Below are 13327 nucleotides of genomic sequence, written 5' to 3'. Positions count from 1 at the left end.
AACGGGGGTACGCATGAAGATCCTGATCTCCGGCGCGAGCGTCGCCGGGCCCGCCCTGGCATGGTTCCTGGACCGCGACGGCCATGACGTGACCGTCGTCGAACGCGCCCCGGCCCTGCGCGACGGCGGCTACGCCATCGACTTCCGGGGACCTGCCTTCGAGGTGCTTCAGGAGCTCGGTGTCCTGGCCCGGGTCCGCGCGAGCGCGACCGGGACGACCGGCACCGATCTCCTGGATCCCGACGGCAACCGTACCGGCGAGCTGCCGGCCGAGGTCTTCGCCGGCGAGCTGGAGGTCCCCAAGCGGGCGCTGACCCGCATCCTCCACGAGCACACGGCACGGACGGTGCGCTACGTCTTCGGCGACTCCGTCGACCGCATCGACCAGGACGCGAGCGGCGTCCGGGTCGGCTTCGAGCGGGCCGAGCCGGACACCTACGACCTGGTGGTCGGCGCCGACGGCATCTACTCCGTGGTACGCCGCCTGGTCTTCGCCCCGCACTCCGAGGTAATCCGGCACCTCGGCCTGTCGGGCGCCGGCTTCAGCACGGCCAACCATCTCGGCCTGGACCACCGGGGAGCGCTGTGGCAGACCCCCGGGCGGGCGGTCTACATGCTGAACGCGGGAGACCCCCAGCGGGTGTTCGTCAACCTGTCCTTCGCCAGCGACTCCCCCGCGCTCGACCTGCTGGACCGCGCCGAGCAGGAGCGCGTGACCCGCGAGCGGCTGGCCGGGGCCGGATGGCTCGTCCCGCGTCTCCTTCAGGACATGTCCGCCGCGACCGACTTCTTCTTCTCCTCGGCCTGCCAGGTGCACCTGGACCGCTGGTCCGAGGGCCGCGTGGTCCTGGTGGGCGACGCAGGGTACTGCGCCGCCCCGACCTCGGGCATGGGCACCTCCCAGGCCCTGATCGGCGCCCACAGCCTCGCCCGGCATCTCGCCGCCTACTACGACCACGACAAGGCCTTCGCGGCCTACGAGCAGGAACTGCGCCCGTACGTGAGCGAGAACCAGCGGATCGGCCGCGAGGGGGCACGCCGCTTCGGTGCGTGAGCGCCCTTCCGGGACCGGTCCACCCCGTCTCGGCTCCGGTTCGCCTGCGAGGAACGCCGGGGGCCAGGGGGCGCCGGTCCCCGGGTCAGTGGTGCAGCGCCCCGGACTGCTCGGGTACGTGCGTGGCGACGATGCGCTCCCGGCCCGCCACCGGAGCCTGACGCCGCCGGTCCACCCCGTACGCCACGCCCGCCACCCCGAGGCCCAGCACGGCCAGTGCCGCTCCGGCCACCGCGGGCGACGTCACACCGAAGCCCGCGGCCAGTGCCAGTCCGCCGATCCAGGCGCCGCCGGCGTTCGCCAGGTTGAACGCCGCCTGGTTCGCCGAGGAGGCCAGGGAGGGGGCCGCGGAGGCCTTCTCCATGACCATCAGCTGGAGCGGGGAGCCGGTGACGAACGCCGCCATGCCGAGCAGGGCCACCGCCAGGGCCGCGCTCCACCCGGCGCTCATCAGGAGGGGGAAGAACAGCAGGACGACCCCCAGCGAGGCCAGTCCGCCGAAGAGGGTGCCCCGCATCGAGTGGTCGGCCAGCCGTCCGCCCAGCAGGTTGCCCGCGGTCGCGCCGACGCCGAACAGGGCGAGCAGCAGGGTCACGCTGGACTCGGCGAAGCCCGCGGAGTCCGTCAGCATCGGGGTGACGTAGCTGTAGGCGGCGAAGAGGGCGCCGAAGCCCGCCACCGTCGTCCCCAGGGCCAGCCAGACCGGCAGGGACCGCAGGGCGGCCAGTTCGCCGCGCAGGCCGACGGCGGGGGCGCTGTCGTGGTCGTGCGGGATCAGGAGGGCGAGGGAGGCTATCGCGGCCAGGCCGATGGCGCTGACGCCGAGGAAGGTGGCCCGCCAGCCGAGGTGCTGGCCCATCAGCGTGGCGACCGGGACGCCGGCGATGTTGGCGACGGTCAGCCCGAGGAACATCAGGGACACGGAGCGTGCCTTGCGCTCCGGCGCGACCATGTTCGTGGCGACGACCGCGCCGACGCCGAAGAAGGCGCCGTGCGGCAGGCCGCTGAGGAAGCGGGCGGCCAGCAGCGAGTCGTAGCCGGGGGCCAGCGCGGAGAGCGCGTTGCCCACCACGAACAGGACCATCAGGCCGATCAGGACCGTGCGGCGGGACATCCGCGCGGTGACGGCGGCCAGCAGCGGGGCGCCGATGACGACGCCCAGCGCGTAAGCCGAGACCAGGTGCCCGGCGGTGGGGATGGAGATGTGCAGGTCGTCCGCGACGTCGGGCAGCAGGCCCATCATCACGAACTCGGTCGTACCGATACCGAAAGCGCCGACGGCCAGGGCGAGCAGGGCCAGGGGCATGAAGGGCCTGTGCCTTTCAGGGGAGAGGTGAGTTCCGTCCAGTTTATGTTCATCTACGGAACAAAGTCTCCCAGGCCCAGTATTCCGGGTGGTTACGAGGACGTGTCCAGCTTCACACGGGCGGCCACCGGCAGATGGTCGCTGTTGGTGCGCGGCAGGGTCCACGAGCTCTCCGGCTCGACACCCTTCACCATGATCTGGTCGATCCTCGCCATGGGGAACGCCGCGGGCCAGCTGAACCCGAAGCCACTGCCCGCCGCGCCCTGAGTGGAGCGCATCTGCGAGGTGACGGCGTTGAGCGAGCGGTCGTTCATCGTGCCGTTCAGGTCGCCGAGCAGCACGATGCGCTTCAGCGGCTCGTCGGCGATCGCCTCACCGAGGGCGTCGGCGCTCTTGTCCCGCTGCCGGGCCGTGAACCCCGCCTCCACCTTCACCCGCACCGAGGGCATGTGGGCGACGTAGACCGCGAGGGGGCCCTTGGGGGTCGCCACGGTCGCGCGCATCGCACGCTCCCAGCCGAGCTTGATGTCGACGGCCCTCACGCCGGTCATCGGGTACTTGCTCCACAGGCCGACCGTGCCGACGACCGCGTGGTACGGGTAGGTCGGCGCGAGCGCCTTCTCGTACACCGGCACGGCGGACCCGGGCAGCTCCTCCAGGGCCAGCACGTCCGCGCCGGAGGAGGCGACGTCGCGGGCGGTCGCGGACGGGTCGGGATTGTCCGCGTTGACGTTGTGGGTGGCCACCATCAGGTCGCCGCCGCTGCCCGTCTTGTCGGTGAGCAGCCCGCCGAAGAGGTTCAGCCACACGATGGCCGGGAGGATCACGGCGATCAGGGCGGTGGCCGACCTGCGGATCAGGCCGAGGACCAGCAGCACCGGGATGAGCAGGCCCAGCCAGGGCAGGAACGTCTCGGTGAGGGAGCCGAGGTTGCCGATCCGGTTGGGCATGCGCGAGTGGATCAGCATCACCAGGGCCAGCAGCAGCGCGACGGCGGCGAGGACGATGCCCCGGCGCCAGATGCGCGGATCACCGCGCCAGCCGTCGATCAGGCGGTGCATCAGGCGCCGAAGCCGGGATCCCGGTCGCTCGGGCTCCGAGCCGCCGTTGTCCGTCTCCGTCATGTACGCCTGCTGCGCCATACCGTCTGCCTCACTGCCTGCCGTGCACACCGTCGTCCCCCCGTGTTCTACCGACCCTAGGGGATGATGGGTCCCGTTCCTGCCGTCCCATGACGGCCGTACGGAAGACGAGGACGAACTCGACGGTGCCCCGGGTTCCGGTGGCCCCCGGACAGGCCCGGTCTGTGACGAAACGTGCACATGAGTGCTACGAGGATGTCGAGCTGACGGGTCGTAGGCCTTTCAGCACTGTGTCGACGATCTCCTCGGCCAGCCCCTCGGGCAGATCGGCCTCGGGACGCATGACGGAGCGGACGAGCATGGGGCCGACGAACATGTCGTTGGCCAGCTCCAGATCGATGCCGACCCGCAGTTCACCGTTCAACTGTCCGCGGCGCAGCACTTCGAGGCCGAGGTTGCGCCGGGGCTGTATGACGTTGGCGTGGTACGCCGTCCAGATCTTGGGGCTGCTCTTCATCTGGGCGTACACGTTGTGCAGGATCGCCGAGGAACGGCTGAGCAGGCCCCGCTGACGCAGGGATTCGAGCAGGACGACGAGGTCGTCGCGCATGGAGGTGCCGGGCAGTACCGGGTCTGGAGGCTCCGCGGCGCGCAGGACGTCGACGAACAGCTCCTCCTTGCCGCTCCAGCGGCGGTAGATGGTGGCCTTGCCCACTCCGGCCGTGCGCGCGACGCGTTCGATGGAGAGCTCCGCAAGGGGTACCCCCTCCTCCAGGAGCTTCATCACGCCCTCCAGAATGGCGCGTTCCACGGCCTCGCTGCGCGGGCGGCCCCTGACGGGACCGTCCGGCCGCGGCCGGCTGTCGGCAAGGCTCACTCGTCCGTCCTTTCACTGTGCTGCGGGAATTCTCCCGCAACAGCCTCCTTCCCCCGTGGATCCACCGATCGCTTTCAGTCCGCGGCCGCCACCAACTCCGGTTCCTTCTGGCCCTCCTGGTCGACCGGCTGCCGGCCCGGCAGGAACAGGGCCGTCACCACGGCGCCGATCAGCGCGACGCCCGTACCGCACAGGGCGGTGACGTGCATGGCGTGCAGGAAGGCGTCGTTGGCGGGGTCGATGAGCGCCTTGCCCGGCGCGCCGAGCTTCTCGGCGACACCGAGGGTGGCCTCGATGGACTCGCCGGCCGTGCCCCTGAGACCGAGCGGCAGCAGGCCGAGCTTGCCCTCGATGCCGTTGCGGTACGCGGTGGAGAGCACCGATCCGAGGACGGCGATGCCGAGGGCGCCGCCGACCTGACGGAAGGTGTTGCTGAGCGCCGAGGCGGAGCCGGCCTTCTCGCGCGGCAGCGCCTGCATGATCACGACGGAGGTCGGCGTCATGATGTGCGCCATGCCGGTGCCCATCAGGAAGAAGACGACCTCCAGCAGCCAGATCGGCGTGTCGGCTTCGAAGGTGGCGAAGGCGGCGAGCGTCGCCGCGATCAGCACCAGGCCCGCCGTGGTCGTGGCCTTGTTGCCGAAGCGCTCCACCACCAGCCGGGCTCGCGGCGCGAAGATCATCTGCGCCGCGGCCAGCGGCAGCATCAGCAGGCCGGACTGCAGCGGGGAGTAGCCGCGCACGCTCTGGGTGTAGAAGACCGAGAAGAAGGTGACGCCCATCAGCGCGAAGAAGACCAGCGCGATGGCGGCCATGGCGGCCGAGAAGACCTTGTTCTTGAAGTAGGTCACGTCCAGGGACGGGTGGTCGCTGCGCTTCTCGAAGATCACGAAGCCGGCCAGGACGACCAGACCGGCGCCGATGGTCGCGAGCACCTTGGGGTCGGTGAAGTCGGCCAGCTCACCGCCCTTGATGATGCCGTAGACCAGCAGGACGAGACCGACGACGGACAGGACGACGCCGACCGGGTCGAGGCGACCGGGCCTGGGGTCGCGCGAGTCGGGCACCAGCCACACCATCAGCGCGAGCGCGATGAGCACGATCGGCACGTTGATCAGGAAGACCGAGCCCCACCAGAAGTGGTCCAGGAGCGCGCCGCCGGTGATCGGGCCGATCGCGATGGCGAGGCCGACGCCGCCGGCCCAGATGCCGATGGCCTTGGGCTGCTCGTTGCGCTCGAAGACGTTCATCAGCACCGCGAGCGTGGCGGGCATCACGAACGCGGCACCGAGGGCCATCAGGGCCCGGAAGGCGATCAGCTGGTCCGGGCTGCCGGACTCGGCGGCCAGTGCCGAGCCGATGCCGAACACGACGATGCCGCCGAGCAGCACCTTCTTGCGGCCCAGGCGGTCACCCACCAGACCTGCGGTGAACAGCAGACCGGCGAAGACGAGGGTGTAGGCGTTGATCGCCCACTCGATCTGGCTCTGCGTGGCGCCGAGACCGGTGGGCGCCGGGCTGGAGATGGTCTTGATGGCGACGTTCAGGATCGAGTTGTCGAGCACGACGATGATCAGGCTGAGCATCAGAACGCCGAGGATCGCCCAGCGGCGGCGGTGCACCGCCTCGGGTATCCGGGAGGCAGGGACGGAAGTTGTCATGCATACGAGCCTATTGTCATTCCAATACGGTACCGTCTCGTATCTGAATTCCTTTACCGAGACCTTACACAGCGGAGCGACAGCACCGTGGGGATCACACGGGGTCCCCTGGCCCTGGCTGGCACGAGGTGCCACCATGGAGACGGTCCGGGGACGCCGTCAGGGCGCCTCGAGATGACTGAAGGAGCCGTTGCCATGACGCAGCTTTCGGCTGCCCAGAACCAGCCTTCCGACGGCAGCAAGGCGCTGTACGGAGGGAAGGGCACCCGCCGCATCACCGTCCGCGACATCGCCCTCGCCAAGGAGCGGGGCGAGAAGTGGCCCATGCTCACCGCCTACGACGCGATGACCGCGTCCGTCTTCGACGAGGCCGGGATCCCGGTGATCCTGGTCGGCGACTCGGCGGGCAACTGCCACCTCGGGTACGAGACGACCGTGCCCGTCACCCTCGACGAGATGAGCATGCTGTCCGCGGCCGTCGTCCGCGGCACCCGGCGCTCCCTGATCGTCGGCGACCTGCCCTTCGGCTCCTACCAGGAGGGGCCGGTGCAGGCGCTGCGCTCGGCGACCCGGCTGGTGAAGGAGGCCGGGGTCGGCGCGGTCAAGCTGGAGGGCGGCGAGCGGTCGCACGAGCAGATCCGGCTGCTGGTGGAGTCCGGCATCCCGGTCATGGCCCACATCGGGCTGACCCCGCAGTCCGTCAACGCGATGGGCTACCGCGTGCAGGGGCGCGGCGAGGAGGCGGCGCAGCAGCTGCTGCGTGACGCGAAAGCGGTACAGGACGCGGGGGCGTTCGCGGTCGTGCTGGAGCTGGTTCCTGCGGAGCTGGCGGCCGAGGTGACTCGCGTGCTGCACATCCCCACGGTCGGTATCGGCGCGGGTCCCGAGACCGACGCGCAGGTCCTGGTCTGGACGGACATGCTGGGGCTGACCTCGGGCCGGGTACCGAAGTTCGTCAAGAAGTACGCGAACCTGCGTGAGGTCATGGGGAACGCGGTGAAGGAGTTCGCTCAGGACGTCGTCGGCGGGACGTTCCCGCTGGAGGAGCACTCCGTCCACTAGTCCACAGCGGCAACACCCGGGCAGCCCGCCGATCGTCCCCCATCGGCGGGCTGCCCCACGTCACGGACTCCGACATCCCCGAACGGCCCACCCACCCGACACCACCCGCCGAAGAACGCACCGCCCCAACCACCGGCTCCTTCCGACGCCCCCTCCCCCTTCGCCGAGCCGCCGGGACGACCGCTGCCTTCCACCACTCCCACCTCGGCGAACCGGGTCAGGCGGGCGTACGGGCGGGCGGGCGGGTGAGTGGGCGAGCGAGCGAGCGACCAGATTCGACCGACCGGGACGCCGGCACACAGGCCGAACGCGTTCCTCCGGCGGTCCCTTCTCAGCGAACCGAGTCGGGCGGGCGGTTGGGCAGAACCGACCGACCGGAACCGCGGCACACGGGCCGAACGCGTTCCTCCGGCGGTCCCTTCTCGGCGGACCGAGTCGGGTGGGCGGGTGGGCGGGAAACGGCGCCCAAGACACCAGCACCCTGCATGTCGGCTGCCTGTAGGCCGTTTGTCGGTCGTTTGTCGGTCGCCCCTGACACCGTCCTCGGCATGACGCGAATCGACGACAACCCCGCCGGCGGGCATGCCGCCGTGACCGTACGGGGGCTGGTCAAGCACTACGGCGAGACCAAAGCACTGGACGGTGTCGACCTCGACGTACGGGAGGGCACCGTGATGGGGGTGCTCGGGCCGAACGGCGCCGGCAAGACCACTCTCGTACGGATCCTGTCCACCTTGATCGCCCCGGACGCCGGGCAGGCCACCGTGGCCGGGTACGACGTGGTGCGCCAGCCCCGGCAGCTGCGCCGCGTGATAGGCCTCACCGGGCAGTACGCCTCGGTGGACGAGAAGCTGCCCGGCTGGGAGAACCTGTACATGATCGGCCGGCTGCTGGATCTGTCCCGCAAGGACGCCCGCACCCGCGCCGACGAACTGCTGGAGCGCTTCTCGCTGACGGAGGCCGCCCGGCGCCCGGCGAGCACCTACTCCGGCGGCATGCGGCGCCGGCTCGACCTCGCCGCCTCGATGATCGGCCGCCCGGCGGTCCTGTTCCTCGACGAGCCGACCACGGGACTCGACCCGCGCACCCGCAACGAGGTGTGGGACGAGGTCAAGACGATGGTCGGGGAGGGGGTCACCGTGCTGCTCACCACCCAGTACATGGAGGAGGCCGAGCAGCTCGCCTCCGAGCTGACCGTCGTGGACCGCGGCAAGGTCATCGCCAACGGCGCCATCGAAGAGCTGAAGGCCAAGGTCGGCGGGCGCACGCTGCGGGTCCGGCCGGTGGACGCGCTCCAGCTGTCACCGCTCGCCGAGATGCTCGACGAGCTGGGCATCACCGGCCTCGCGACCACCACCGTCGACCGCCGGACGGGCACCCTGCTGGTACCGATCCTGAGCGACGAGCAGCTGACCGCCGTGGTCGGCGCGGTCACCGCGCGCGGCATCACGATCTCCTCCATCACCACCGAACTGCCCAGCCTGGACGAGGTGTTCCTGTCCCTCACGGGCCACCGCGCCGGTTCCGAGCAGGACACCCCGCCCGTCGAGTCCCGCGAGGAAGTCGCCGTATGAGCGCCGTCACCGTCACCACCTCCACCTCCACCGGCGCCGCCGACGGCCGTATCCCGCTGCGCGGGCATCTGCGGCACACCGGCGCACTGATCCGCCGCAATCTGCTGTGGATCCGCCAGGACCCCGAGTCGATGTTCGACGCCCTGCTGATGCCGGTCGTCTTCACGCTGCTGTTCGTCTACGTCTTCGGCGGCTCGATCGGGCAGGCCCTGGGCGGCGGTCAGGACAAGTACGTGCAGTACGTCATCCCGGGCATGCTGGCGATGATGAGCATGACGATGTCGCAGGGGGTCGGCACCGGCTTCAGCCAGGACTTCAACAGCGGTGTCATGGACCGCTTCCGGTCCCTGCCGATCGGGCGCGGCTCGGTGTTGTTCGCGAAGCTCGCGGTGGAGCTGGCCCGGATGCTGTTCGCCACGGCCATCCTGATGGTCGTCGCCGTCCTGGTCGGTTTCGACATCACCAACTGGCCCGGCCTGTTCGCGGCCGTGGGCCTGTCCACGCTGTTCGCCTCGTCGATCATGTGGGTGTTCCTCACCCTGGGCGTCGTCCTGAAGAACGCCCAGTCGGTGCAGGCGATGGGCTTCCTGGTGCTGTTCCCGCTCCAGTTCGGCTCGTCGATCTTCGCCCCGACCAAGTCGATGCCGACCTGGCTGCAGCACTTCACCGACTACAACCCGCTGTCCACGCTCGCCGACGCGGCGCGCGGCCTGACGACCGGCGGCCCGGTCGCCCATCCCCTGTGGGTGACGCTGGCCTGGTCCGTCGCGATCACCGCCGTGATGGCGCCGGTCGCGATCCACAAGTTCCGCACCAAGTCCTGAGGGACTGCGGCTCAGACCAGGGCGGTGGCCTCCGAGCGGGAGAGGCCACCGCCTTCGGCGTACGCGGCCTCGTACGCGGGTCCGTCGAGCCTCTCCCGGATCCGGGCCTCGGTCATGCGGTGCACCCGCCGCTCCATGCTGGAGGGGACGTGGCCGATCGGCATCAGGGCGTCGGCGGCACCCAGGCAGCGGGCGGCGTCCACGGCGTCGGCTCCAGTGCCGGCTCCAGTGCCGGTGCCGGTGTCAGCTCTGGTGCCGGTGCCGGCTCCAGTGCCGGTGCCGTCGTCGCGGTCGTGGTCGGTGTCGGTGCCGCCGTCGTGGTCGGCCAGGGCCATGGCCGCCACGGTGAGGCAGATGGATTCCATGTGCGGGGTGATGGCCTGGGACAGCGGATCGGCGGCGAGCCGCAGGGCCCGGCGGATTCTGCCCAGGGCCCTCTCGCCGCGGCGGTCGAGGGCGTCCAGCCAGGCGTCCTGGGTGAGGATCATGACGTCGAAGACGACGAAGTGCGCGATCTTGAACTCCTCGCGCAGCAGCCGGAGCTGCTCGCGTGCCTCGTCGGTGCGGTCGGTGAGGCCGAGCCAGCAGGCGAGGAAGAGCCGGGCGGCGGGCATCGCCTCGTTGTGGGAGCCGTCCTGGCCGGCGATGACATCGCGCAGCAGCCGCTCGCCGCGTTCGAGGTCGCCGGCCTCCATGAGCACGCTGCCCAGCCGGGCGTTGAGCACGGCCGTCTGGGCGTGGGCCCCGAGGAGTTCGGCGTGTTCGATGGCCGCCGTGTAGTCGGTGGCGGCCTGTTCGTAGGAGCCCGTGCGCTCGTGGGCCTCGCCGCGGGCGGACAGCGCCTCCGCGATGCCCCAGTCGTCGCCGAGGCGCCGGTAGATCTCCAGGGCCTCCTCGGCGTCGCGGACCGCGTCCCCCGCCCAGACGGTGCGGTTGGCACGGAGGTTGGCGCGCGTCTGGAGGGCGCCGGCCAGCTCCCACTCGTAGCCCGGGGTGTCCCGGCAGGTCTGGACGGTGGCGTCGACGATCGTACTCAGCCGCTCCACGCCGCCGGTCAGCATCTCGGCGTAGAACCACAGCATGCCCGGGGCCCGGCAGGCCTGGGGCAGGCCGGGCTCGTAGACCTGGGTGATGACCCGCAGCTTGGCCTGCGCCCCGGGGGTCTGCCAGGCCTCCATCTCGGTGTCCATGCAGGCGAGATGGGCGAGGTGGACGCCGCGCCGGGCCTCGGCGAGGAGTTCGCCGGTGAACGGGGGCGGAACGTCGGTGCAGCGCTGCCACACCGGGCGGGCGGGGCGCACCGGCTCGGTGAACGGGTCGGGGCCGAGCGCCATGACCTCCTGGCACCAGGTGCGGGCCTCGATGCGCTGGTCGCGCATCTGCCAGAACCAGACCAGGGACAGCACCAGGCTCAGCCCCTCCTGCTCGTCGCCGACGGCGACGGCGTGCCGGAAGGCGGTGCGCAGGTTCTCGTACTCCAGCTGGAGCCGGTCGATGGCGGCGCGCTGTGCGCGGCCGCGCAGCAAGGGGTCGGTGGTGCGGGCGAGTTCGCGGTAGTACGTCAGGTGGGCGCGCTCGGCGTCGGCCCGGCACCCGGTCTCGGCCAGCCGTTCGGCCGCGTACTCGGCGACGGTCTCCAGCAGCCGGTAGCGCATGCCGCCCTCGGCCCCTGTGCCGGGTGGCGGCGCGGCCACGACCAGGGACTTGTCGACCAGGGAGGCGAGCGCCTCCAGGGCGGCCGGACCGCACACGGCCTCGGCGGCGGCCAGGTCGCAGCCGCCCGCGAAGACCGACAGACGCGACAGGACGTCCCGTTCCTCCTCGTCCAGCAGGTCCCAGGACCAGTCCACGACGGCGCGCAGGGTCTGCTGGCGGGGCAGCACGGTGCGGCTGCCGTTGCTCAGCAGCCGGAAGCGGTCGTCCAGCCGGTCGGCTATCTGGCGGGGTGTGAGCACGCGCAGCCGGGCGGCCGCCAGCTCGATCGCGAGAGGCAGTCCGTCGAGGCGGCGGCAGATCTCGGCGCACGCCTCGGGGTCGTCCGCGGCCCGGAATCCTGGGCGAGCCGCCGCGCCACGATCGGTGAGCAGCCGCAGCGCGACCGGCTCGGGCAGCGGGTCCACGGGCCGTACCAGTTCCCCGGGCACCCCGAGGGGTTCGCGGCTGGTGGCCAGCACGGTCAGCTCCGGGCAGCGGGCCAGCAGGCGCTGTGCCAGCCGGGCGGCGGCTTCGACGACGTGTTCGCAGTTGTCGAGGACGATCAGCATCCGGCGCCGGGCGCAGTGCTCCACGAGCCGGTCGACCGGGTCGCCGCCCCGGTCGGTGGCCGCGCGGATGGTCTCGACGCCGGCGCCGTGCAGCACGGTCTCGCGGGCGCCGATCGCGGTCAGCACGGCCTGCGGTACGGCGTCCGGGTCGTCCACGGGCGCCAGCTCGGCCAGCCACACGCCGTCCCGCACGGTGTGCCGCACCGCCTCGGCGGCCTCCTGGGACAGCCGGGTCTTGCCGGCTCCGCCGGGCCCGAGCAGGGTGACCAGCCGGGCCGCCGCGAGATCGGCGCCGATGGCCGCGATGTCGGCCTCGCGGCCGACGAAGGAGGTCAGCCGGGCGGGCAGGTTGCCGGGCACCGCCGTGGGCCGGGGCGCCGGCGGCTCGGCGGTCTCGGTCAGCAACTCGGCGTGCAGGGCGCGCAGTTCGGGCCCCGGGTCGGAGCCGAGCCGGTTCGCGAGGTGTTGTCGTACGTCCTCGTAGGCGGCCAGCGCCTCGGCGGGCCGGCCGGCGTCGCGCAGGGCTCGCAGCCGCAGGGTCTGGAGCGGCTCGTCCAGGGGGTGGCCGTCGCACAGGGCGGTCAGCTCGGGCAGGGCCTGCCCGGCGTGGCCGAGGGCGAGGGCGGCGCTGTGCCGGGCGCGCAGCGCGTCCAGCCGACGGGTCTCCCAGCGGGCCGCCTCGGCGGTGCGGTCGGGCAGATCGGCGAGGACGGGTCCGTGCCACAGGGCGAGCGCGTCGTCCAGGACGGTGGCCGCCTTGTCCGGGTCGCCGTCGCGCAGGGCGCGCAGGCCCTCGCCGGTCAGTCGGTCGAACCGGTGCAGGTCGATGTCGTCGGAGGTGGCCGTGAGGCGGTAGCCGCCCTCGGCGGAGGCGACGGCGTCGGCGCCGAGGGTCCGGCGCAGCCGGCCGACCAGCGCCTGCAGGGCTCCGGCCGTGTCGGCGGGCGGGTCGGCGCCCCACACCTCGTCCACCAGCAGGCCCACCGGCACGCTCCGCCCGGCGCGCAGCGCGAGGACCGTGAGCAGGGCACGCAGCCGCGCTCCGCCGACCGGGACGGCCGTGCCGTCGGGGCGGAGCGCCTGTGTGGGACCGAGCAGGCGATAACGCACGGGGTCCATTCTCCCTGGAGCGGTCAGGGCCGGTCACCGGGTTCGCCCGGTGCGCCGCCGGGAAGCTCCGGGAGCGATGCGCCGGGCGAACCCGGAAGCTCCAGGGTGACGAGGACTCCGTCGGTGCGGCGGGCGCGGCGCAGGCCGTTGTCCGCCTCGGACTCCTCGTACCGGAACCACTTCGGGCAGGTGCCGACGGGTTCCAGGGACACGGTGCCGGGGACCGGTTCGAGGGTGTGGGACCCCTGCTGCTTCTCTGCGTAGTCCTGGTGCACCACGTCGATGGAGCGGACGCGGCCCACGGTCTTGTGCCTGGGGACGTCGCCGTGGTTCTGCACCCACGCCCGTGCGCCGTGGTACCGGCCCTCCCGGAGCTGCTCCTCGTCGAGTTCGGCCAGCCGCCAGCAGATCTCGTCCCCCACCGAGAACGGTCTGCCGCAGCACTCCATCTGCCAGTCCTCGTAGAACACCCTCATCGTCGGCATCCCCCCAGCTTCCGGGAACCCCCGGCCG

Annotated in this window: 10 protein-coding genes; 4 read left to right on the top strand and 6 right to left on the bottom strand. The window is 71.7% G+C overall.

Features of this window, described 5'->3' with window-relative positions; all coding sequences use genetic code 11:
• Positions 1 to 13 precede the first annotated feature (13 nt).
• Positions 14 to 1054: an FAD-dependent monooxygenase gene (locus tag ACFZCP_RS41190; RefSeq protein WP_391441186.1), complete on the top strand. Its 1041-nt coding sequence runs from the start codon at positions 14 to 16 to the stop codon at positions 1052 to 1054.
• Positions 1055 to 1139: 85 nt separating this feature from the next.
• Here ACFZCP_RS41190 and ACFZCP_RS41185 read toward each other — a convergent pair whose 3' ends face one another.
• From ACFZCP_RS41185 to ACFZCP_RS41170, 4 genes are all read right to left on the bottom strand, one after another.
• On the bottom strand, positions 1140 to 2360 hold the full coding sequence (locus tag ACFZCP_RS41185) for an MFS transporter (protein WP_362679372.1): 1221 nt from the start codon (positions 2358 to 2360) through the stop codon (positions 1140 to 1142).
• A gap of 92 nt (positions 2361 to 2452) precedes the next feature.
• Entirely contained in the window at positions 2453 to 3421 is a 969-nt protein-coding gene (locus ACFZCP_RS41180; protein ID WP_391441314.1) for an endonuclease/exonuclease/phosphatase family protein, read from the bottom strand.
• 268 nt (positions 3422 to 3689) lie between these two features.
• Positions 3690 to 4319, bottom strand: a complete 630-nt coding sequence (locus tag ACFZCP_RS41175; protein ID WP_362679366.1) for a TetR/AcrR family transcriptional regulator — start codon at positions 4317 to 4319, stop codon at positions 3690 to 3692.
• A 74-nt stretch (positions 4320 to 4393) separates the two neighbouring features.
• On the bottom strand, positions 4394 to 5980 hold the full coding sequence (locus tag ACFZCP_RS41170; RefSeq protein ID WP_391441179.1) for a DHA2 family efflux MFS transporter permease subunit: 1587 nt from the start codon (positions 5978 to 5980) through the stop codon (positions 4394 to 4396).
• 195 nt (positions 5981 to 6175) lie between these two features.
• Here ACFZCP_RS41170 and panB point away from each other — a divergent pair, with 195 nt between their 5' ends.
• The 3 genes from panB to ACFZCP_RS41155 all read left to right on the top strand — a co-directional run bounded on the left by panB (position 6176) and on the right by ACFZCP_RS41155 (position 9440).
• Complete coding sequence (gene panB / locus ACFZCP_RS41165; RefSeq protein WP_362679359.1) at positions 6176 to 7042, top strand: 3-methyl-2-oxobutanoate hydroxymethyltransferase; 867 nt, start codon at positions 6176 to 6178, stop codon at positions 7040 to 7042.
• 548 nt (positions 7043 to 7590) lie between these two features.
• Positions 7591 to 8616, top strand: coding sequence for an ATP-binding cassette domain-containing protein (locus ACFZCP_RS41160; RefSeq protein ID WP_391441173.1), 1026 nt, complete (start codon positions 7591 to 7593; stop codon positions 8614 to 8616).
• Entirely contained in the window at positions 8613 to 9440 is an 828-nt protein-coding gene (locus ACFZCP_RS41155; protein WP_391441168.1) for an ABC transporter permease, read from the top strand. Before ACFZCP_RS41160 ends, ACFZCP_RS41155 begins: the two co-directional genes overlap by 4 nt.
• A gap of 11 nt (positions 9441 to 9451) precedes the next feature.
• On the opposite strand, the gene ACFZCP_RS41150 is transcribed toward ACFZCP_RS41155, so the two are convergent.
• Positions 9452 to 12823 carry a BTAD domain-containing putative transcriptional regulator gene (locus tag ACFZCP_RS41150; RefSeq protein WP_391441164.1) on the bottom strand — a complete coding sequence of 1124 codons (3372 nt, stop codon included), beginning with the start codon at positions 12821 to 12823 and terminating at the stop codon, positions 9452 to 9454.
• Positions 12824 to 12837: 14 nt separating this feature from the next.
• On the bottom strand, positions 12838 to 13299 hold the full coding sequence (locus ACFZCP_RS41145) for a DUF6578 domain-containing protein (protein WP_391441162.1): 462 nt from the start codon (positions 13297 to 13299) through the stop codon (positions 12838 to 12840).
• Positions 13300 to 13327: the final 28 nt, after the last annotated feature.

The sequence above is a fragment of the Streptomyces sp. NPDC007971 genome (genome assembly GCF_042958635.1).
In the GTDB taxonomy this organism is placed as follows: domain Bacteria; phylum Actinomycetota; class Actinomycetes; order Streptomycetales; family Streptomycetaceae; genus Streptomyces.
The sequence above is the reverse complement of the archived record's forward strand: the minus strand, read 5'-3'. Positions and strand labels throughout refer to the sequence as shown.

What these genes read in the sequence shown, in the direction of transcription:
- ACFZCP_RS41190 (WP_391441186.1), top strand. Translation starts at nt 14, where the DNA reads ATGAAGATCCTGATCTCCGGCGCGAGCGTCGCCGGGCCCGCCCTGGCA.
- ACFZCP_RS41185 (WP_362679372.1), bottom strand. Translation starts at nt 2,360, where the DNA reads ATGCCCCTGGCCCTGCTCGCCCTGGCCGTCGGCGCTTTCGGTATCGGT.
- ACFZCP_RS41180 (WP_391441314.1), bottom strand. Translation starts at nt 3,421, where the DNA reads ATGCACCGCCTGATCGACGGCTGGCGCGGTGATCCGCGCATCTGGCGC.
- ACFZCP_RS41170 (WP_391441179.1), bottom strand. Translation starts at nt 5,980, where the DNA reads ATGACAACTTCCGTCCCTGCCTCCCGGATACCCGAGGCGGTGCACCGC.
- panB (WP_362679359.1), top strand. Translation starts at nt 6,176, where the DNA reads ATGACGCAGCTTTCGGCTGCCCAGAACCAGCCTTCCGACGGCAGCAAG.
- ACFZCP_RS41160 (WP_391441173.1), top strand. Translation starts at nt 7,591, where the DNA reads ATGACGCGAATCGACGACAACCCCGCCGGCGGGCATGCCGCCGTGACC.
- ACFZCP_RS41155 (WP_391441168.1), top strand. Translation starts at nt 8,613, where the DNA reads ATGAGCGCCGTCACCGTCACCACCTCCACCTCCACCGGCGCCGCCGAC.
- ACFZCP_RS41150 (WP_391441164.1), bottom strand. Translation starts at nt 12,823, where the DNA reads ATGGACCCCGTGCGTTATCGCCTGCTCGGTCCCACACAGGCGCTCCGC.
- ACFZCP_RS41145 (WP_391441162.1), bottom strand. Translation starts at nt 13,299, where the DNA reads ATGCCGACGATGAGGGTGTTCTACGAGGACTGGCAGATGGAGTGCTGC.